Here is a 22,130-nt window from a genome sequence, read left to right as displayed (position 1 = left end):
TTACGCCATTATGTCCAAACTGTATATGTTTATACATGAGAAGAACTGCATTACACTATATAATTTCACCTCGCTACATAAAATCATACGGTGAAATGTTTTCCACATCGGGGCCTTCCTCACTTATCACCTCAGTCTCTTCGGTCTTTCCTTGCAGGCGATTGCATAATGTAGTTTGACGGAGTGCATCATCAAGGCGATTTACACCAGATTGAAACGCTGATTCTTCACCGCAAATAATTAAAAACTTTTTACTGCGTGTAATCCCTGTGTAAATTAAATTGCGGCGCAGCATACGATAATAACTTTTCACAACAGGCATAATTACAATTGGAAATTCGCTTCCTTGCGATTTATGGATTGAACAACAATATGCATGTGTAATTTGATTTAAATCTGCCTTTGTATAGGTCACTTCGATACCGTCAAAAGAAACAACAACCATATCTTGTTGTTCCACATTTTCTTTCGCATAAAACACCGACACAATCTCACCAATATCACCGTTAAACACTTGACTTTCCGGTTGATTGACAAGTTGAAGCACCTTATCTCCAGTCCTGTATACAACTTCGCCATATGCGATTTCTTTTCTTTTTTCTTTTTTCGGATTAAACACTTCTTGCAGCGCTTCATTTAATGTATTAATACCTGCTGGCCCTTTGTACATCGGAGCTAGCACTTGTACGTCACGCGCACTAAACCCTTTTGTTTTTGCGTTTTCACATACTTTTTTCACAACATCAACAATTTGCGTACCTGTGCAAGCAATAAACGAACGATCTTTCTTATTTTGTGTTACATCAGAAGGTAATGCACCTTTTTTAATCGCATGAGCAAGCTGAATGACAGATGAACCTTCTGCTTGTCTATAAATTTCCGTAAGCTTTACCGTCGGCATAACGCCCGATTCTAATAAATCTTTCAACACTTGTCCAGGACCAACAGATGGCAATTGATCTTCATCTCCAACGATGATGACCTGAATCGTAGTTGGCAACGACTTGAACAATTGATTCGCAAGCCAAATATCAACCATAGAAAATTCGTCAATAATAAGTAATTTCCCTTTAACAGGATCGTGCTCATTACGTTGAAACGATCCTTCTGGTGTCCATCCAAGCAGACGATGGATCGTACAAGCAGGCAATCCTGTTGACTCACTCATACGCTTTGCAGCTCTTCCTGTCGGAGCTGTTAAAAGAATAGGGAACGGATTGTCATCACTATAATCCTTCGGGTCTAATGATAAACCGTGAAGAGAAGCATACATTTCAACAATCCCTTTAATAACCGTCGTCTTTCCTGTACCAGGTCCACCTGTTAAAATCATCATTGGCTTGTGAAGAGCCGTTTGAATACCTTCTTGCTGAAGCGGTGCGTATTGCACGCCGAACTGCTCTTCAATTTTTCCAAGTGTTAACAACAATTCCGATTCAGGAAAGGAAGGAAGTTCTTCTTGACCAAGTAAACGATTGATAGAGGTGACAACACCTTTTTCCGAATAATACAAGGAGGCTAAATATACACGCTCATCTTCTATAATAATTTTGCCTTCTCCTTGCATCATTTCCGCACATTGCAAAACATCTTCTTCTGTAACAGACGCAAATTGGTTATTCAACAACTCCATCGTTTGTTGCACTAACTGCTCTCTTTTCATATACACATGACCTTCTTGCAGCGAAACGTGCTCTAATGTATAAAAGCAACCTGCTCGTACTCGATCAGCATGATTACCAGAGATGCCAAGTGCTCGGCCAATATCATCCGCTCGGCCAAATCCAATACCCTCTACCTCTTCAATCAGTTGATACGGATTTTTGCGGATAACTTCAAGTGTCATTTCTTTATATTGTTGATAAATTTTAATAGAGAGCTTCGTTCCAAACCCATAACCATTTAGAAAGCTCATCACTTTTTCAAGGCCTTGATGTTCAATAATCGTCTCGTATATTTCCTGTGCTTTTTGCTTATTTACAATTCCATCTAAAGCTGCGGGATCATCCATGATTTTCGAAATCGCATGTTCACCAAGATGATCAACAATCTTTTCCGCTGTTCGTTTCCCAATTCCTTTGAATAAATCGCTCGCTAAATATTGCACCATTCCGGTTTTTGTTTGCGGCAATTCTTTTTTAAACGTTTCAATATGATATTGTTTCCCGTACTTTGGATGATCCTTAAAATGGCCCGTTAGTGTAAACACTTCATCTTCATGCATACGGGGAAAGTGACCTGTTATCATGACCTTTTTTTCGTCATGTGTTTCATTCGTTTCAATAATTTTCATACTGACAACGGAATAGAGGTTTTCTTCGTTGTGGAAAATGGTATGAAGAACTTGTGCTTTTATAAACTTTTGCTCTTCCTCAAACAAATCCATTGCATGTTGATTTCCCATTTTACCCCTCCTTCCATTTTATGCGTCTTGTTCTAATAAACGAATACCATTACCAGCTAAAAAATGATCTGACTGAATCGCTACAGCCTTCTTAAACATCGCAAGCGCCTTCTCACGATTTTCTTCAAACGCATATGCAACTCCTAAATTGTAATATGCATCTGCATGTTCTTCATCAAGTGCTACAACTTTTTCAAAATAAGGTTTCGCCTCTTTTACATGTTCTAGACGAGCAAAACATAATCCGCATTGGAAAATGGCTTCAACGTCATTTTCATCTAATTCAGTGGCACGTTGTAAAAACGGCAGTGCTAAACGGTCATTTCCAAGCTGCACATATGTAATGCCAAGCATAAACGACACATCTCCTGTCTGCAGTCCCACTTGCATTGCCTTCTCAAACGCTTCTTTCGCCTCTGCAAAAAGTTCTTGCTGATAATATATATTTCCTAATCCATAGTATGCCGTTGCAGATTGCTCATCTAATGCAATCGCACGTTTATAAAAGGCAATTGCACGTTCACTATCCCCTAAAACATCTAGTAAATTTGCAAAGTTAATATAACCAAGTGCACCTTTTGGATTTTCCTCAATCGCCTCAGTAAAATTCTTTGCGGCTTCTTCCCAGTTTCCTTCTTGCATATATTGAATGCCTGTTTCCAGCTTATTTGACATGTCTTCTTCACCTCTACAACAAATTATAACAAAGAATCTATTTTTCGAGCGAACGAAAATGCGTTTTTATCTAAAAAGAAACCTCTGACCAATACAAGGCAGAGGTTCTTCTTTCTTATCCTAAATAATCAAGTTTCTTACCATTACGGTATACGTCATCAATTGTCGCACCGCCTAAGCACTCATCTCCATCATAGAAAACAACCGCTTGTCCTGGCGTTATTGCACGAATTGGTTCGTCACAAAGAATACGAATTGTATTCTCGTCAACGATTTGAACCTTTACACCGTTATCCGCTTGACGATAGCGGAATTTCGCTGTACATGCAAATTCTTTTTCTTTCGGCTTATCGCTAACCCAACTTACATTTGTCGCAAATACTTCATCGCCATATAACAGTTCATTATGGAATCCTTGTTCTACATATAAAATGTTTTCTTTCAAGTTCTTTCCAACAGCGAACCATGGATCTCCATTACCGCCAATGCCAAGGCCATGACGTTGTCCAATTGTATAATACATTAACCCGTCATGTTTCCCTTTCGCTTCACCAGATAATGTTTGCATCTTACCTGGCTGTGCCGGCAAGTAGTTGCTCAAAAAGTCTTTAAAGTTACGTTCGCCAATAAAACAAATACCTGTGCTATCTTTTTTCGCCGCTGTTGCTAAACCAGCTTCTTTCGCCATTTCACGAATTTGCGGCTTCTTTAACTCACCAAGTGGGAACAGTGTTTTTGATAATTGGTCTTGTCCAAGTTGATTCAAGAAATATGTTTGGTCTTTATTATCATCAACGCCGCGCAGCATTTTATATTCCCCGTCTATATACGCTACACGTGCATAGTGTCCTGTCGCCACATAATCCGCGCCAAGCGCCATCGCATGTTCTAAAAACGCTTTAAATTTAATTTCTTTATTACACATTACATCTGGGTTTGGTGTACGACCAGCGCGGTACTCGTCTAAGAAATAGGTAAATACTTTATCCCAATATTGTTTTTCAAAATTGACTGCATAATACGGGATTCCAATTTGGTTACATACTTCAATGACATCGTTATAGTCTTCTGTTGCTGTACATACACCGTTTTCGTCCGTATCATCCCAGTTTTTCATAAAAATTCCGATTACATCATAGCCTTGTTTCTTTAATAACATTGCTGCTACAGATGAATCAACGCCACCGGACATTCCGATGACAACACGTGTTTCGTGAGGTAGTTTGTTCATCCTCTCACCTCCTATATTAATTTTGTGTTAATCGCTTCACGATCTTCACTGTTTCGTACGCTGCTTTTTCTACTTGTTCTTTCGTATTGCCAAGCCCAAAGCTAAAACGTACGGATGAACGTATTTTATCGGATTCTTTTCCGAACATCGCTACAAGCACATGTGATGGATCAATCGAACCGGCTGTACAAGCAGATCCACTTGAAACCGCAACTCCCGCTAAATCTAAATTCATTAAAAATGACTCAATATGCATTCCTATAAAACTTACATTTAACACATGTGGTAAGCTATGCTCGAAGTTTCCGTTTACCTCGAAAGTAATGCCTTCGTCTTTAAAGACAGATATCATTATATCTTTAAATCCATTGTACCGGGCAATTTTTTGCTCACGATTTTGTTCTGCTAACAAAATAGCTTGCCAAATCCCAACAATCCCCGGCACATTCTCTGTACCAGCACGGCGTTTTCGTTCTTGCTCTCCGCCTGTTAACAGCGGTCCAAACTTTACATGCTGCCCTGCATATAAAAAGCCCACACCCTTTGGACCATTAATTTTATGCCCAGAAATTGACAAGAGATCAATACCAAGCTCTTTCACATCAATTGTTGTTAAGCCGTATGCTTGTACTGCGTCTGTATGAAAATAAGCGCTATGTTCTTTTAATAGAGCACCGATTTCTGCTATCGGCTGCACTGTACCAACTTCATTATTCCCAAACATAATAGAGACAAGAATCGTTTGCTCTGTTAAAGCTGCTTTCAAATCTGAAATGCGAATACGCCCTGTTTCATCAACAGGTAAATACGTCACTTCAAACCCTTCTCGTTCTAACACATTACACGTATGCAAAATCGCATGATGCTCAATTGTTGTCGTAATAATATGATTTCCTTTCTTACGATTCGCACGAGCTACGCCAAGAAGGGCTAAATTATCAGCCTCTGTACCGCCGCTTGTAAAAATAATTTCATTTGGATTTGCATGAATGCTGCGTGCGCACGCACGTCTCGCTTCATCCACCACATGACGGCCTTGGCGCCCAAAGAAATGGATGCTTGACGGATTACCAAATACTTCTGTCATATATGGAATCATCTTTTCGACTACTTCTGGGTGAGCCGGAGATGTCGCAGCATGATCTAAGTAAATGCGTTCCATAATATCTCCTTCTTTCCAAATCGTTACACACGGAATTAAATATAAAACATATAACCGCCGTTGTTTTCTTCTTCATAGCGTACTAAATCTTCTAACGTTGTACTATCAAGAACCTCTTGCACTGCATCACGAACACGGATCCAAAGCTGACGCTGTGCTGGTTCTTCTTCATCCAACATTTCTACTACGCTAATCGGCCCTTCTAATACGCGGATTACATCACCTGCTGTAATGTTAATCGGTTGATCTGATAATACATAACCACCATATGCACCGCGTGTACTTTTCACAAGACGAGCATTACGAAGCGGGGAAATTAATTGCTCTAAATAATGCTCTGATAAATCGTGCGCCTGCGCAATCGATTTTAATGAAATTGGGCCTTCCCCAAACTTCTTCGCAAGATCAATCATAATTGTTAAACCGTAACGGCCTTTTGTTGAGATTTTCATATATGTAGCACCTCTTTTCAAGTCTTTTGCTTCTACTTCTTCGTTATTCGTTTATTTTATAGGAAAGACACTCTTTGAAATCAAAATCCTTTGAAATTATAGCATAATATAGTATGATAAGGAATTTCAACTTTTCTAACAGAAATGATAATATATATAAATACACATCGAAAACGGACATAAAACATCCCTCTTTTTAAGTGGGCGAGAACATCTGGCCATGCATAGTAGCGGTTATGGGCTTTTTCTGCCACGTGCAAGGGTTAAAACAAAGAGAGGAAACAAGTGCATATCACTTTTTATTTTATATAACAGCAACTTATATGTTGAAAAACCAAAAGAGCAAACAATTGCAGGTTCCTTTTTTCATAGTAGCAATCTATATGTAAAAAATAAATTGGATTTATATATTGAATAACTCAGAGTTTATAACATGAACAAGAACGGCCACCGAAGGAGAGAGAACATATGAAACAACCACTCGCACATCGAATGCGTCCGACCAATATTACAGAAGTTATCGGACAAGAACATTTAGTGGGCGAAGGCAAAATTTTATGGCGGATGATACAAGCAAAGCATCTACAATCAATGATTTTGTACGGTCCTCCCGGAACAGGAAAAACATCAATTGCAAGCGCCATTGCCGGCAGCATCGGTATGCCTTTTCGTCTATTAAATGCTGTTACTCATAATAAAAAAGATATGGAAGTTGTTGTCCAAGAGGCAAAAATGCATCGCCATCTTATCTTAATTTTAGATGAAGTGCATCGATTAGATAAAGGAAAACAAGATTTCCTTCTCCCTCACTTAGAGAGCGGGCTCATTACATTAATTGGGGCAACGACAAGCAATCCATTTCACGCAATTAATTCTGCTATTCGAAGCCGTTGTCAAATTTTCGAACTACACGCTTTAACAGAAGAAAACCTTTTACAAGGATTAAAACGCGCTTTAACAGATCAGGAAAAAGGACTAGGAGAATACAACGTAATCGTAACCGATGAAGCTCTGGGTCACTTTGCAAACGCAAATGGCGGTGATATGCGCTCGGCTTATAATGCACTTGAGCTCGCAGTCTTATCTAGCTTTACAACAAATGAAGAAGCAGTAGAAATTTCACTTGAAATCGCTGAAGAATGTTTACAGAAGAAAAGTTTTGTACACGACAAAGGCGGCGACGCTCATTACGATGTCTTATCAGCTTTCCAAAAATCAGTGCGCGGAAGTGATGTAAATGCCGCCCTTCATTATTTAGCCCGCCTTATTGAAGCTGGTGACATACAAAGCATTGGCAGACGCTTACTAATTATGGCATACGAAGATGTTGGACTTGCGAACCCTCAGGCTGGGCCCCGTACACTTGCGGCCATCGAATCCGCAGAACGCGTCGGCTTTCCAGAAGCTCGCATTCCACTGGCAAATGCGGTCATCGAGCTATGCTTATCACCAAAATCAAATTCAGCATATAAAGCGCTCGATGCAGCGCTTCAGGACTTACGAAACGGACAAACAGGTGATGTTCCAGCTCATTTAAAAGATAGCCACTATAAAGGCGCAGAGTCACTCGGCAGAGGGATTGGCTACCTCTATCCGCACGATTATCCTAATGGATGGGTTCAGCAACAATACTTACCGGACAAAATTAAAAACAAGCAATACTATAAACCAAAAACGACTGGTAAATTTGAGCAAGCACTCGCTACTGTTTATGAAAGATTACAACATTCGTATAAAAGTGAATCAAAAGGGTAACATAAGCGAAAACGACATGAAATATGGGGGTTTCACAATGAAAATGCGTCAAGATGCATGGACTGGAGAAGATGATTTACTTCTAGCAGAAACCGTTTTACGTCACATTCGCGAAGGCAGTACGCAATTAAAAGCATTTGATGAAGTGGGCGATCAATTAAACAGAACTTCTGCCGCTTGTGGCTTTCGTTGGAATGCAGAAGTTCGGCAAGGCTATGAAGAAGCTGTGCAAATCGCGAGAAAGCAACGCAAAGAATTAAAGAGAGAACAAGCAGTGAAACCGAAACCACAAGTATCACGATTAGAGCCGAAGAAAAAGGTCGTTATTGATGCTGAGTTTTCAGAGGAACTCAGCGCAAATCAATCATCACTTACGATGCAAGAGGTAATCTCATTTCTTCAAAACATTGAACAAAACAATCCGCGATTAGAGAAGTTACAAACTGAAAATGAAACGTTACGTCGGCAGCTCGAACAACAGCAAAAAACAAATCAAGAATTAGAGAAAAAGCTTGAAACATTGAAGAAGCAACAACAATCTGTACAAGAAGACTATGAAACACTTGTTAGAATTATGGACCGAGCTCGCAAACTTGTTATATTAGACGAGCCAAAAGAGCAGATGGCACCGATTTTCAAAATGGATCAGAACGGAAATTTAGATATTGTGTACACAGCAGAAAATTGAAATTACAAAAAAGAGCACATAAAAAACGCATGGATAAAATTCATGCGTTTCATATTTTCTGTTTATTTGTCATTCTTCCACTATATCCTTAAGCTCTATAGTTTTTTGTATTTATTTCCATCCATATCTTGTATCACGATATTCTTATGTAATTTACTTACCCCAATTAAAATAACAGGATTTTCTTCACTCGATTTTCCCTTTTCTATATTCACAGTTACATATGTTGTATTGCCTTTTTCCTGAAATTTTGTTACTTCAATTTCACTACCTTTATGCTGAGACCCAACTGCTAATGCGATCATTTTTCGTCCTTCTGAAATCGTATATGTAGAATAGCCTACGCGTGAAGGATTCTCCTGTGCGCGTTTTGGAAAATAATCAACCATTTCTGGCGCCTCATTATACCTTGATTTCTCTAACACCCAATAATCTTCATATGAATTACATGCGGAAAGTAAAACGAAACAAAGCAGCATAATCAAGCATAACAGAGATTTCTTATTTCTCATTTCCCCCCTCCTTTACATATAAATCTTAACATTTTTCTAAATATTTAACATAAAAAAACACACATGCTTCAATAAAGAGACATGTGTGTCTCATTTTATTCTTGTCCCACACGTTTTACTTCGATATCCTTCAAACGTTCACGCACAACATGACTTGCCATAATTAAGCCTGCCACAGACGGAACGAAGGCGTTAGAGGACGGTGGTAATTTCGCTTTGCGAATTTTTGCATTTTCATCTGGAACGATTTCTTTACGAATATCTTCACGAATCACAATTGGATTTTCATCAGAGAATACAACTTTCACACCTTTTTTAATACCTTCTTTACGAAGTTTCGTACGAATCACTTTCGCAATTGGATCTGTGTTCGTTTTAGAAATATCGGCAATACGGAAACGAGTTGGATCCATTTTATTTGCTGCACCCATACTTGAAATGATTTTAATTTTACGTCGCAAGCACTGTTTAATTAAATGAATTTTGAACGTAATTGTATCAGATGCATCCACTACGAAATCCAAACCATGTTTAAAGAACTCTTCGTATGTTTCATCTGTATAAAACATTTCTAATGCGATAACTTCGCAGTCCGGATTAATATCAGCAATACGTTCTTTCATTAGTTCTACTTTCGAACGACCCACAGTAGAAAGTAACGCATGGATTTGACGGTTAACATTTGTAATATCGACAACGTCTTTATCAACTAATACAAGACGACCGACGCCAGAACGTGCTAACGCTTCTGCTGCAAACGAACCAACGCCGCCAATTCCTAAAATACCAACTGTACTATTTTTTAATATTTCAATACCTTCTTTTCCGAAGGCTAATTCATTACGTGAAAATTGATGTAACATGCGTCCTACACTGCTACTAAAAACATATACAAATGTATACTCTTAGAGTTTTCCTGCTTCTACGAGCCCCATTTCGCCACTATCTTGCTACTTTGGTTTATATGGCTCTCCACAGGCGTTAATTCCGATGTAGCCCACCGTACATATATACCCACTAGTTTAAGTTAGTATGGTATATTCTTTTGCTTGTAAAAGGTTGATGGATGCGTTTAAATCTCTATCTATTTCATTTTCACACTCGCATGTATATACTCTGTCAGACAGTTTTAAATCCACTTTCTTATGGCCACAACATGAGCATAACTTAGAAGAAGGATAGAATCTGCCTACTTGGCGTAATTCAATGCCATATTCTTTACACTTTGCTAATAACCATGTTTGAAACGTATAAAAACATTGCTGTGCGACCGCTTTAGATAGATGCTTATTCTTCATCATCCCTTTTATATTCAAGTCCTCTATTGTGATATACGTTGGTTTGGTTTTCACTAACTTATTCACAACAGACTTTACATACTCTAGTCTAGTATTTACTAAACGAACATGTAGTTTTTGTACGCTAAGAATATTTTTGTCTATATTTGCTCTTTTATTAGTAGCAGATTTTTCACCTCTCTTTTTTAGATTTTCATACTTTCGTGATAAAGAGCGCTGCTCACGTTTTAGTTTTCTTTCTAGCTTTCTTACTCTTCCTGTTTTGTTGATGTTTTCGTGAACTTCATTTGTTCCATTTTTTACGATTATAGTTTAATCCACTTCCATAGTCCTCAATTATTTCATCAACTATTATTCCTTTTGCATTAGCATATTGTCTAAGAAAGTCAACTTGATTTTTTAAATCATCTTTTTGATTAGAAGTTGAAAATCTTGTGTAGATGATCTTCTATTGTTATGTTTCTTGCGAATCCCTTTATACGAAAGATATTGTTCATAAGTATAATACCTTCTATTTACAAAATGGTCTACCATGTATTCTAGCGCTTTTCTGACTATTTGTATAGAAAAAGTATAATTACTCAGCCATACATTTCATTTTTCAACATATAGATTGCTGCCATGACAATACAAATGGCAATGCGCCTTGCTACCTCTCTTTGTTTTAAAACGTTGCCCGTGGCAGAAATAGGCCCTGACCGCTACCATACACGGCCAGTCCCTCTTGACCATTTAAAAAAGATGCTTTTCTTCTTTTTTTCATAAAGTAACTGGGCCGTTACGAAAAAGTTATATACTCAAACAAAAAATCCTAGATGGAATTAGTATGTCCATCTAGGATCTCGTTCTTACTTCTCTTCTTTTACTTTTAGTTGCAAGTAAAGCTCTTCAAGCTGCGCGTCTGCAACTGGGCTTGGCGCTTCTGTTAATAAGCAGCTTGCGCTTGCTGTTTTCGGGAAGGCAATTGTATCACGAAGGTTCGTACGACCCGCAAGTAACATCACAAGACGGTCTAAACCTAATGCAATTCCTCCGTGCGGCGGTGTACCGTATTCGAATGCTTCTAATAAGAATCCGAACTGCTCTTGTGCTTCTTCTTGTGAGAAACCAAGTGCTTTAAACATTTTTTCTTGTACGTCACGCTCGTAAATACGAAGTGAGCCGCCGCCAAGCTCATAACCATTCAATACAAGGTCATACGCTTGTGCACGCGCTTTTTCCGGCGCTGTTTCTAATAGTTCTACATCTTCACGGAATGGCATTGTGAATGGGTGATGCGCTGCAAAGTAACGATCAGCATCCTCATCATACTCAAGAAGCGGCCAATCTGTTACCCATAGGAAGTTAAACTTGCTTTCATCAATTAACTCAAGTTCTTTACCTAGACGTGAACGAAGGGCTCCTAAGCTGTCTGCAACAACGCTCTTCTTATCAGCAACGAATAATAATAAGTCACCAGCAGTCCCATCTAACGTGCTCATAAGTGCATTTGCATCTTCTTCGTTAAAGAATTTTGCGATTGGTCCTTTTAAACCGTCTTCTTCAACTTTTAACCAAGCTAATCCTTTCGCTCCGTATACTTTAACGAATTCTGTTAATGCATCGATATCTTTACGAGAATATTTGCTCCCTGCACCTTTTGCATTAATTGCTTTTACTTGTCCACCGCTCTCTACAGCGCTTGTGAACACTTTAAATCCGCAGCCCGCTGCAAATTCTGATAGATCAATCAGCTCCATCGCAAAGCGTGTATCTGGTTTATCAGAACCGTAGCGAGCCATTGCATCTGCATATGTCATGCGTGGGAATGGTGCGTTAATCTCTACACCTTTTGCATCTTTCATCACTTTTGTCATCATACGTTCCATCATTTCTAAAATTTCTTCTTGTGTTAAGAATGATGTCTCAATGTCGACTTGTGTAAATTCTGGCTGACGATCTGCACGTAAATCTTCATCACGGAAACAACGTGCTACTTGGTAATAACGCTCAAATCCGCCGACCATTAATAGCTGTTTAAATAACTGCGGAGATTGCGGCAACGCATAAAATTCTCCTTCATGTACACGACTTGGTACTAAGTAATCACGAGCTCCTTCTGGTGTACTTTTCGTTAAAATCGGTGTTTCAACTTCTAAGAACTCTTCACTATCTAAGAAGTTACGAATTGTTTTCGTTACGTCGTGACGCATTTTAAATGTGTTGTACATTGCAGGACGACGTAAGTCTAAGTAACGATATTTTAAGCGTACATCTTCTGATGCATCTGTATCATCCGTAATCATAATTGGTGGTGTTTTTGCTGCATTGAGTACGTTTACTTTCATAGCTTGTACTTCAATACGGCCTGTTGCCATATTTTCATTAATTGCACCAGCCGCGCGATTGGCAACTGTACCTTCTACATGTAGTACGTATTCACCACGAATTGTTTCTGCTACTTCTAACGCTTCCTTTGAAGTTTCTGGACTAAACACGACTTGTACAATACCTGTACGGTCACGTAAGTCAATGAAAATTAATCCGCCTAAATCACGGCGCTTTTGTACCCAACCTTTTAATTGAACCGTTTGTCCAACTGCTTCTACTGTTACTTTTCCACATGCATGCGTTCTTTCAGCCATTTCCTTTTCCCCCTATAGTGACTTTTCTGCTACGTAAGAAGCAAATACATCTAACGCAACTTCTTCTTGTTCGCCCGTTGCCATATCTTTTAAGTTGATAATGCCTTTTTCTAATTCATCATCACCTAATACAGCTACATATTTTGCACTTAGACGATCCGCTGATTTAAACTGTGCCTTCATTTTACGATCTAAGTAATCTTTCTCAACTGCTAATCCTGCCTTACGAAGGTCAAAGACAATTTTTGCAGCATGATCTTTCGCCTTTTCACCAAGCGCTACCACATAACAATCAATGTGATGAGCAATTGGCAATTCAATATTCTCAGCCTTCAGCGCCATAATTAAGCGTTCGATACTCATCGCAAAACCAATACCAGGCATTTCTGGTCCACCGATTTCTTGTACAAGTCCGTTGTATCGGCCACCGCCGCTTAATGTTGTAATTGCACCAAAACCTTCTGCTTCGCTCATAATTTCAAATACAGTGTGCTGATAATAATCTAAACCACGCACAAGGTTTGGATCTTTCTCAAATGGAATACCCATCATTGTTAATAATTCTTGTACTTTTTCATAGTACACACTTGATTCTTCGTTTAAGTATTCTGTAATCGATGGTGCCGCGGGCATCAATTCATGATTGCGATCTTTTTTACAATCCAAAATACGAAGTGGGTTTTTCTCTAAACGAGATTGGCAATCTGAACAAAACTCACCAATGCGAGGCTCAAAGTGTGCAATTAACGCATCGCGGTGCGCTTTACGGCTCGCTGCATCACCTAAGCTATTTAACACAACTTTAATATTTTTTAAACCCATGCCGCGGTAAAACTCAACAGCAAGCGCAATCACTTCTGCGTCAATTGCTGGGTCATTACTGCCAATCGCCTCAATACCAAACTGAACAAATTGACGATAACGTCCAGCTTGTGGTCTTTCATAACGGAACATCTGCCCGATATAATATAATTTTGTCGGCTGCGTCGCATCACCGAACATTTTATTTTCTACATAAGAACGTACAACTGGAGCTGTTCCTTCTGGACGAAGTGTTAAGCTGCGCTCTCCGCGATCTTCGAATGTGTACATTTCTTTTTGTACGATATCTGTCGTATCCCCAACACCGCGTAAAAATAATTCAGTATGCTCAAAAATTGGTGTACGAATTTCTTTATAGTTGTAACGACGACAAATTTCACGTGCTTGCCCTTCAATATACTGCCATAATTCCACAGTACCAGGAAGGATATCTTGCGTTCCGCGTGGGATTTGAATAGACATATTCAGTTCCTCCTCATTTTCTCAATAGTAATAAAAATAAAAAAACTCCCGCCTCTACTGATTGTACAGTAGGGACGAGAGTATAATACCCGTGGTGCCACCCTAATTGAAGCACGTATGCTTCCACTTTTTTAATAACGCTTAAATTGCGTTCGACCTCTACTAAGCACTATGCTGTTCAAGACGAAACCTACAGAGTGTCATTCGATCAGTCATCATGCAGAAATGTTTTCAGCCTTAGACATTTCCTCTCTTTTCATGTGGCTCTCATCTACTCTTCTCTATCGTCGGTTTATACCATATGTAACTGTAAAAAATGAATTTGTTTACTACTATACGGTTATTCACAATTATTGTCAAGATTCTCAAGAACGTCCGAGGTGCTTCTTTAAAGTTTTCACATCTTTTAAAGAAATCCCAAATTCAGAAGCAAGTTCTAGCGATGTATTTTGCTGTTCTTTTGAAATAAACTCATGAAAATTCACATTAAACAATTGGTTCGCTCCGTTAGTAGCAGAGTTTCCCTTCTCATTCATACGCATACGTATATCCCTCACATTCGGTAGTGGAATTCTAATGAATAGTGTTCCATATTGATGTAAGGGTTATACGTTGTTACTAACAGGAATCATCTGATAAAGTTCTTTTCGCCTAACAATCACACTACACACATACTATAACTTACCTTCAAGCGCATCATCTTTCCATATTTCTTCAATATGTTCTGTTAGCTCTAATAAAATTTCTTCTACTGATTCCTCCACTAACTCTCCCGTAATTCTGCAGCCAGGTATATTCTTAGAAACAGGTAAACCAAGCCACGTTCGTTCACATTTCCAAATTGTCATTATATATACATCAAATAACTCATCTTCTTTCGATATTGCCATAACAACAGCAAAATTGTATCCAGGAGTAAAATATTTTTCTCCCTCTATCTCAAGTCCTGCATCAAAATCTATATTTTTTTCTGCGAAAACGGGTTTATATTTTTTTAACAATAATGCAATAGGCTCTTTTAAAGATTGTTCTATCTCCTTAATCTGCGCTAATAAATTTCGCGAAAATCCCTTGTATGAATACTTCATAATATCGAGCACCTTTTGTATAATTTAATCCATAACGATAATACATGGAAATATTATTCCTTATTTTTACCTATAACTAGTCCTTTTGGGTTCTCATAATAGGATCCTGATCATGATGCGCTATACAAACAGGAATAGATATATTATATTTTTTTACTACATTTAAGAATGAAACAATCGTTCTAACAATCAAAAATAATGTTATGCCTATCGATTCTTTTGGAGTATTAAATCCACCTTTCATTTGATACATTTGAGCAAATCTACTAAGGCTTGGTCCTTCTATATGTAAATCCCAATCACAAGCCCAGTCATCATCCTCTTCTGAAAGCTCATCGTAATCTTTACATAGATAAAATTCACTTGCCCAATTATTATCCATATCATACTCAAAATAAATTGCTTTTATTTTATCATCATGTAAATATCGCAATGCCGCTTTAAAGCTATCCTCTAACCCTTCTTCATACTCATTCATATTCAATTCGTATATGTCTTGTACAAACGCTGTATCTGATAGCCGCTTACAAATATCAAAATATTTCAATTCAATATCTTTTGGTTCTAAATTAAAAATGTTATTTTGCAATTCATCAAAATAATCATAAATACTCTGCATGATGTCATTACATCCCCTTCTTTTCACTCTCGAACCTTATTCCTTATTTCCGTAAAATATATCTTTCTGGTGGTCCAAATCCTTGTTCACTCTGAAAATACACCAATTTTTCAGGTATACATGAAATGAAACAAGGTAAGCCGCACCAAATTACTTCTTCTATTGCAGATTCTAATTGCATGAACGTACCATCTATTTCCTTAATAAATGAGATGACATAACAACAATCTCCTGCACCATATTCTTTTAAAAGTTTTGCAATACCTTCAACGTGAATCAATTTTTTCGGGATTTTCTCAATATATGTAGGATTCAATATGGAGTCATAGTGATGAGCAAGGCGCCCTAAAGCTTTCTCTCGCTTTTTTACTGAAGATAATTCGTACATAATTCTCTCTTGTACTTTTGAATTAAAGAAATTTTTTACAATTAACTTTTCATATTCTCTATTCATCACATCACTCCCCCTTTCCATTATACAATAGACCAATTATGCATATGTTTTAAACAAAGCAAAAAAAGAGAGGAGAACACCCCCCTCTCTTCCCATCATTATTTACTCTCTACAATCAATGTCACTGGACCATCATTAATAAGCTGAACGTCCATCATCGCTCCGAACTTTCCTGTTTCTACATGCAGTCCTTGTTTGCGAAGTTCTTCGTTAAAGAATTCGTATAAGCGTTCTGCGTAGTCAGGTTTTGCTGCATCCATAAAGTTTGGCCTTCTTCCTTTTCGGCAATCTCCGTATAACGTGAACTGAGAAATGGAAAGAACTTGTCCACCAACATCTAATACAGAATGGTTCATTTTTTCGTTTTCGTCTTCAAAAATGCGTAAGTTTGCAATTTTTTCAGCGATATATGTTGCATCTTTTTCTGTATCTTCATGGGCGATTCCAACTAATAGTGTTAAACCGAAAGGAATTTGCCCTACAACTTCACCTTTTACCGTTACAGATGCTTCTTTTGATCGTTGTAAGACAACTCTCATTTCACTTCACTCCTTATTAATGCATCATGCGGCGCACTGCATAAATTTCTGGAACCCGTTTAATGCGCTCGACAACTTTTTTCAAATGCTGTAAGTTACGAATTGAAATAGACATATGAATTGTCGCCATTTTGTTGCGATCACTTCTTCCTGAAACAGCTGAAATGTATGTTTTCGTTTCTGTTACAGCTTGCAGTACTTCATTTAGTAAACCGCGACGATCATACCCTGAAATTTCAATATCAACATTGTATTCAATTTCTTTTTCTGGGCTGCCTTCCCACTCTACTTCTAACAGTCTTGCCTGCGCTTCTTCTGTATGAATATTTACACAGTCTGTACGGTGAATCGAGACACCGCGACCTTTTGTAATATAACCAATGATATCGTCGCCCGGAACTGGATTACAGCACTTCGATAAACGGATAAGTAAATTATCTGCACCGCTTACTTTTACACCAGAATCCCATTTGCGAATTTTCATTGGTTTTCGAACTTCTTTTACTTCTGTTAAATCTTCTTCACGTTGCTTACGGAATTTATCTGTTAAGCGCGTCACAATTTGCGATGCAGTAATTCCGTTATATCCAACAGCTGCAAACATATCTTCTTCGTTTGCAAAATTAAACTTCTCAGCAACGCGCTTTAAATTATCAGGTGCTAACACTTCTTTCATCTCATACTCAAGGCCTCGCACCTCTTTTTCAACAAGCTCGCGACCTTTTTCAATATTCTCATCGCGGCGTTGCTTTTTGAAAAATTGACGAATTTTATTTTTCGCATGGGATGTTTGCGCTAATTTCACCCAGTCCTGACTCGGGCCATATGAATGTTTAGATGTTAAAATTTCAATGATGTCACCTGTTTTTAACTTATAATCTAGGGTGACCATTTTACTGTTTACTTTTGCACCAATCGTTTTATTCCCGATTTCAGAGTGAACGCGGTAAGCAAAGTCAATTGGTACAGAGCCAAGCGGCAATTCCATGACATCTCCTTTTGGTGTAAAGACAAATACCATATCAGAGAATAAATCAATTTTTAATGATTCCATAAATTCTTCTGCATTCGAAGCTTCGTTTTGCCATTCTAAAATTTGACGGAACCATGTTAATTTTTTCTCAAGCGTACCTGTTGTTTCAGCAGCTTTTCCTTCTTTATATGCCCAGTGGGCCGCAATTCCGTATTCGGCAATTTCATGCATTTCTTTCGTACGAATTTGCACTTCAAGCGGATCACCTTTCGGTCCAATTACTGTCGTATGCAGCGACTGATACAAGTTCGCTTTTGGCATTGCGATATAATCTTTAAAACGGCCCGGCATCGGCTTCCAGCACGTATGAATAATACCTAGAACGGCATAGCAATCTTTAATACTATTTACAACAACACGAACAGCTAACAAATCGTAAATTTCATTGAATTGTTTATTTTGCATTGCCATTTTTCGATAAATGCTATAAATATGCTTCGGACGACCAGAAATCTCTGGTTGAATTGCAACCTCTTTTAATTTGTCACGAATTCCGGTCATAACTTCATCTAAATATTCTTCGCGTTCTGCACGCTTACGTTTCATTAAGTTGACAATACGATAATATTGCTGCGGATTTAAATAACGAAGCGCTGTATCTTCTAGTTCCCACTTAATCGTATTAATTCCGAGTCTGTGTGCTAATGGTGCGAAAATTTCTAATGTTTCATTTGCAATGCGGCGTTGTTTTTCTTGTGGTAAATGTTTCAATGTTCGCATGTTATGAAGGCGGTCTGCAAGCTTAATTAAAATAACACGAATATCTTGCGCCATTGCGATAAACATTTTTCGATGATTTTCTGCCTGCTGCTGTTCATGAGATTTGTATTTAATTTTCCCTAATTTTGTTACACCATCAACAAGCATCGCAATCTCTTTTGTAAATTCACGTTCAATGTCTTCTAATGTTACATCTGTATCTTCTACTACATCATGTAAAAAACCCGCTGATACAGTAGACGGATCCATGTGTAAGTCAACTAAAATTCCTGCTACTTGAATAGGGTGGATAATATATGGTTCACCTGATTTTCGGTATTGCTCACTATGTGCCGCACGTGCAAATTCATACGCGCGCGCAACAAGGTCAATGTCCTCATTGTGTAAATATTGCCCTGCTTTCTCCAGTACCTGCTCAGCTGTTAGTACTTGTTCATTCGCCATCTAATCACCTTTTATTGAAGATTCATAATCTTTACCTTTGCCAATTAGAATAATTTTTATCTTACCATTATAACGTAATGATTGTGAATTGTGAAAAGGAAAAGATTTTACAGACATTTCACTTTACTTTTTTTCGATACATATATAAAAATACCCGATCCTCTCAAAGAGATTCACGGGTACTCCGCATGTTGCCCTGTTTACGATTAATATTGTTCTAACACTAATACGTCATAGCCATCTAACATTTTACGGCCATCTAAGTAAGTAAGTTCTACTAAAAATGCGATACCTGCAACAACACCGCCAAGTTCTTCTACTAGCTTAATTGTTGCTTCAATTGTTCCACCTGTAGCTAATAAGTCATCTGTAATTAATACGCGTTGACCTGGTTTGATTGCATCTTTATGAATTGTTAACACATCTTTACCATACTCTTTACCGTAATCTACTTTGATTACTTCGCGTGGCAATTTACCTAATTTACGAACTGGTGCAAAACCTACTTCTAATGCATAAGAAACTGGACATCCAATAATAAAACCACGTGCTTCTGGTCCTACTACAAGGTCGATATCTCTTTCTTTTGCATACGCAACAATTTCATCAGTTGCTGCTTTATATGCTTGTCCATCGTTCATTAAAGGTGTGATGTCTTTAAAGACAATACCTTCTTTCGGATAATCTGGTACGATTGCAATATGTTGCTTGAAATCCATATTTATGAATCCTCCTCGAATATAACAGAGTTGTAAATACAAGTCCTTTACCCTAACTGTTCTACTTCTTTATGATTACGAATCGTTTCAAACCATGCATATAACTGCTGATATGTGCTATAAACCAGTTCCTTTTCTAATTGTAATTGGCTTGTTTTCTCACGATACGTGTTTGATTCGGTTAAATCACGCTTTTGCATTTCTTCTGCCATAAAAATGACACCGTCTCTTATTGTAACAAATTCTAACTCAAAAAACACCTGTGTCATGAAATTTACTGTATCTTTTGACCAGCCTTTATGACGGCAAAGCTGCTCTCCATATTGACGAAGTGAAAATGGTGCTTTTTGTTGCAGGAATGAAAAATACCATTTAAAATGCTCTCTCGTAGGAACCGTACTAAATAAATGATTGTTTTCTTGATAAAATACAGTATAAATACGAGCTGGGAATCCTTTTTCACATATGTGCTTTAAATCTTCTGCCCTATCTGGTAAATCAAGAAGAACAGCGTATCGATCTTCTAATGTTGTCACATCTTTCGCATGTATTGCATAATCTTTATATGTTTCTAACGAAAACTTCTGCAGTGCTTCTTCCTTAAAATACACGATTGTCAGTTTATCACGTGAAAGATCTGCTAAATTCGTTTCTACATTACGCATGCTGCGCCAATCAAATAATTGCCAAGCTTCTACAGCAATGTCTTGAACCATAATTTGTGGTTTACGGAAATTATTCCATTCGTTAATAGAAGCTTCTCCGACAATCGATACTTGCGCTACAGGAGAAATTTCTTTTGCGAATGCCCCGAAACCAAAGCCAATACTATCTAATGTTGCTTGTCCATCACGAAGTGTCATTTTCAAATGCGAGCCATCGGAGCCAATGGCTCGAATACTCTCTAGACTTGCATCTTTCACAGCGATGCGTGGCTTTGGATTTCCAACACCAAACGGAGAAAGCTTTTGCATTTCTTCTATTGCTGCAAGTGTGACATCCTCCACTTTACATACGACATCGACCGTAGTAACTGGAATAAAATCTTCATCCGATAACAATGCAGCAGCTTGCTCATTTAAGCGGCGGCGCAGTTCATCGACATCCTCCATACTAAGAGTCATACCAGCTGCCATTGGATGACCACCAAAATGCGGTAATATATCACGGCAATCTGATAAATTCGCGTATAAATCAAAACCTTCAATACTACGAGCTGAACCTTTTGCTGTGCCTTTTTCAGGATCAATACTTAGGACAATTGCTGGTCTATAAAAGCGATCTACGAGCTTTGAAGCAACAATTCCAATTACGCCGGGATTCCACCCTTCTTTTGCCAACACTAATACTGTATTCTCTTCTGGTGGATAATGTGCTTCTACTTCCGCAATCGCTTCTTCTGTAATTTGCTTTACAATGTCTTTTCGTAATTTGTTTAGTTCATCGATTTCTTGTGCGAGTTCTTTTGCCTCTTCTACGTCTTCTGATAATAATAAATGAACAGCCGGAGCTGCATCTTCTAATCGTCCGACCGCATTAATACGTGGTCCGATTGCAAATCCAACACTTTCTTCTGTAATTTCGCCTTGCGAAATATTTGCAACTTTAAACAACGCTTGTAATCCCACTCGCTGCGTCGTTCGCATTTTTTTCAAACCACGCTGCACAAGCAGACGATTTTCACCAGAAAGAGGCACTAAATCGGCTACTGTACCAATAACAGCAATTTCCAATAAATGTTCTGGTACCTTACCAAGCAAAGCATGGGCAACTTTAAACGCAACACCAACACCTGCTAAATAGTGAAATGGATATATACCATCCTCTAACTTCGGATGAATGATAGCGAAAGCTTCCGGCAATTCTGGCGGCGGCTCATGGTGATCAGTAATAATTAAATCAATGCCAAGCTCCTTCGCAACTTGCGCCTCATGAACAGCAGCAATCCCTGTATCAACCGTAATAATAAGTGAGAAACCAGCACGATGCGCCCAACGAAACGCTTCTTCATTCGGTCCATATCCTTCTGTAAATCGGTTCGGAATATAAAACTCTACATCCGCTCCAAGTTCTTGTAATGCTAAAAATAAAACGGTTGTACTACTAACACCGTCCGCATCATAGTCACCGAAAATTAAAATTTGTTCACCGTTTTGAATCGCTTGGCGAATGCGCAGTGCAGTACGATCCATACCTTCAAGTAAAAAAGGATCGTGAAATTCTTGCTGCTCTGTATTTAAAAAATCCACAATCTTTTCTTCTGTATCTAAACCTCTATTTAATAATAACGAAGTAACAAGAGATGACAATTGAATTTTGTTTGCCAATTGTTCCACATGCTCCTCATTATTATCCTTTTCCTTCCAACGCGTCTTCGGTTGTAACACGAAATCACCCCTTAACCTGTCTATTATACAAGACAGACTAAG

Annotated in this window: 19 protein-coding genes, 2 pseudogenes and 1 other annotated feature; of the genes and pseudogenes, 2 read left to right on the top strand and 19 right to left on the bottom strand. The window is 38.2% G+C overall.

All coding sequences use genetic code 11. From position 1 onward, the window contains the following. Positions 1–73 precede the first annotated feature (73 nt). The 5 genes from recD2 to cymR form a co-directional block, all read right to left on the bottom strand. Positions 74–2,404, bottom strand: coding sequence for an SF1B family DNA helicase RecD2 (recD2, locus tag H280_RS0109305; RefSeq protein ID WP_020060847.1), 2,331 nt, complete (start codon positions 2,402–2,404; stop codon positions 74–76). 18 nt (positions 2,405–2,422) lie between these two features. Beyond that, the gene (locus H280_RS0109300) at positions 2,423–3,079 is read right to left on the bottom strand and encodes a tetratricopeptide repeat protein (RefSeq protein ID WP_020060846.1); all 657 of its coding nucleotides are present in this window, start codon (positions 3,077–3,079) and stop codon (positions 2,423–2,425) included. A gap of 115 nt (positions 3,080–3,194) precedes the next feature. Beyond that, on the bottom strand, positions 3,195–4,310 hold the full coding sequence (mnmA, locus tag H280_RS0109295; RefSeq protein ID WP_020060845.1) for a tRNA 2-thiouridine(34) synthase MnmA: 1,116 nt from the start codon (positions 4,308–4,310) through the stop codon (positions 3,195–3,197). A gap of 16 nt (positions 4,311–4,326) precedes the next feature. Further along, positions 4,327–5,472 carry a cysteine desulfurase family protein gene (locus H280_RS0109290; RefSeq protein ID WP_020060844.1) on the bottom strand — a complete coding sequence of 382 codons (1,146 nt, stop codon included), beginning with the start codon at positions 5,470–5,472 and terminating at the stop codon, positions 4,327–4,329. A gap of 35 nt (positions 5,473–5,507) precedes the next feature. Beyond that, a complete protein-coding gene (cymR, locus tag H280_RS0109285) occupies positions 5,508–5,924 on the bottom strand; it encodes a cysteine metabolism transcriptional regulator CymR (RefSeq protein ID WP_020060843.1) in 417 nt (138 codons plus the stop codon). 468 nt (positions 5,925–6,392) lie between these two features. On the opposite strand from cymR, the gene H280_RS0109280 reads away from it, so the two are divergent. Then, positions 6,393–7,679 (top strand): replication-associated recombination protein A, encoded by a 1,287-nt coding sequence (locus H280_RS0109280; RefSeq protein WP_020060842.1) that lies wholly within the window; start codon positions 6,393–6,395, stop codon positions 7,677–7,679. Between the two features lie 37 nt (positions 7,680–7,716). Further along, complete coding sequence (locus H280_RS0109275; RefSeq protein WP_020060841.1) at positions 7,717–8,367, top strand: RsfA family transcriptional regulator; 651 nt, start codon at positions 7,717–7,719, stop codon at positions 8,365–8,367. Between the two features lie 95 nt (positions 8,368–8,462). Here the strand turns inward: H280_RS0109275 and H280_RS0109270 are convergent, their stop codons facing one another. The 14 genes and pseudogenes from H280_RS0109270 to recJ all read right to left on the bottom strand — a co-directional run bounded on the left by H280_RS0109270 (position 8,463) and on the right by recJ (position 22,088). After that, positions 8,463–8,879 (bottom strand): hypothetical protein, encoded by a 417-nt coding sequence (locus H280_RS0109270; protein ID WP_020060840.1) that lies wholly within the window; start codon positions 8,877–8,879, stop codon positions 8,463–8,465. Between the two features lie 95 nt (positions 8,880–8,974). Further along, entirely contained in the window at positions 8,975–9,742 is a 768-nt protein-coding gene (locus H280_RS0109265) for a tRNA threonylcarbamoyladenosine dehydratase (protein ID WP_020060839.1), read from the bottom strand. 159 nt (positions 9,743–9,901) lie between these two features. Then, positions 9,902–10,459: pseudogene (locus tag H280_RS24960) on the bottom strand (RNA-guided endonuclease InsQ/TnpB family protein); the annotation flags it as partial. A 4-nt stretch (positions 10,460–10,463) separates the two neighbouring features. Then, a pseudogene (locus tag H280_RS24955) lies at positions 10,464–10,693 on the bottom strand (recombinase family protein); the annotation flags it as partial. A 332-nt stretch (positions 10,694–11,025) separates the two neighbouring features. After that, entirely contained in the window at positions 11,026–12,801 is a 1,776-nt protein-coding gene (gene aspS / locus H280_RS0109260; RefSeq protein ID WP_020060837.1) for an aspartate--tRNA ligase, read from the bottom strand. Between the two features lie 12 nt (positions 12,802–12,813). After that, on the bottom strand, positions 12,814–14,085 hold the full coding sequence (gene hisS, locus H280_RS0109255; RefSeq protein ID WP_020060836.1) for a histidine--tRNA ligase: 1,272 nt from the start codon (positions 14,083–14,085) through the stop codon (positions 12,814–12,816). 67 nt (positions 14,086–14,152) lie between these two features. After that, positions 14,153–14,382 (bottom strand) — a binding site (T-box leader). A 68-nt stretch (positions 14,383–14,450) separates the two neighbouring features. Further along, on the bottom strand, positions 14,451–14,627 hold the full coding sequence (locus H280_RS26080) for a hypothetical protein (RefSeq protein ID WP_020060835.1): 177 nt from the start codon (positions 14,625–14,627) through the stop codon (positions 14,451–14,453). A 132-nt stretch (positions 14,628–14,759) separates the two neighbouring features. After that, on the bottom strand, positions 14,760–15,173 hold the full coding sequence (locus H280_RS0109245) for a hypothetical protein (protein ID WP_020060834.1): 414 nt from the start codon (positions 15,171–15,173) through the stop codon (positions 14,760–14,762). 76 nt (positions 15,174–15,249) lie between these two features. Next, positions 15,250–15,792, bottom strand: a complete 543-nt coding sequence (locus H280_RS0109240) for a hypothetical protein (RefSeq protein WP_020060833.1) — start codon at positions 15,790–15,792, stop codon at positions 15,250–15,252. Positions 15,793–15,835: 43 nt separating this feature from the next. After that, positions 15,836–16,246 carry a hypothetical protein gene (locus H280_RS26420; protein ID WP_020060832.1) on the bottom strand — a complete coding sequence of 137 codons (411 nt, stop codon included), beginning with the start codon at positions 16,244–16,246 and terminating at the stop codon, positions 15,836–15,838. Between the two features lie 98 nt (positions 16,247–16,344). Then, positions 16,345–16,785: a D-aminoacyl-tRNA deacylase gene (dtd, locus tag H280_RS0109230; protein ID WP_020060831.1), complete on the bottom strand. Its 441-nt coding sequence runs from the start codon at positions 16,783–16,785 to the stop codon at positions 16,345–16,347. A 16-nt stretch (positions 16,786–16,801) separates the two neighbouring features. Then, positions 16,802–18,982, bottom strand: a complete 2,181-nt coding sequence (gene relA / locus H280_RS0109225; RefSeq protein ID WP_020060830.1) for a GTP diphosphokinase — start codon at positions 18,980–18,982, stop codon at positions 16,802–16,804. Positions 18,983–19,188: 206 nt separating this feature from the next. Next, on the bottom strand, positions 19,189–19,701 hold the full coding sequence (locus H280_RS0109220; protein ID WP_020060829.1) for an adenine phosphoribosyltransferase: 513 nt from the start codon (positions 19,699–19,701) through the stop codon (positions 19,189–19,191). A gap of 47 nt (positions 19,702–19,748) precedes the next feature. Further along, a complete protein-coding gene (gene recJ / locus H280_RS0109215; RefSeq protein WP_020060828.1) occupies positions 19,749–22,088 on the bottom strand; it encodes a single-stranded-DNA-specific exonuclease RecJ in 2,340 nt (779 codons plus the stop codon). Positions 22,089–22,130 lie beyond the last annotated feature (42 nt).

The organism is Bacillus sp. 123MFChir2, assembly GCF_000383235.1.
Taxonomy (GTDB): domain Bacteria; phylum Bacillota; class Bacilli; order Bacillales; family Bacillaceae_G; genus Bacillus_A.
The sequence above is the reverse complement of the archived record's forward strand: the minus strand, read 5'-3'. Positions and strand labels throughout refer to the sequence as shown.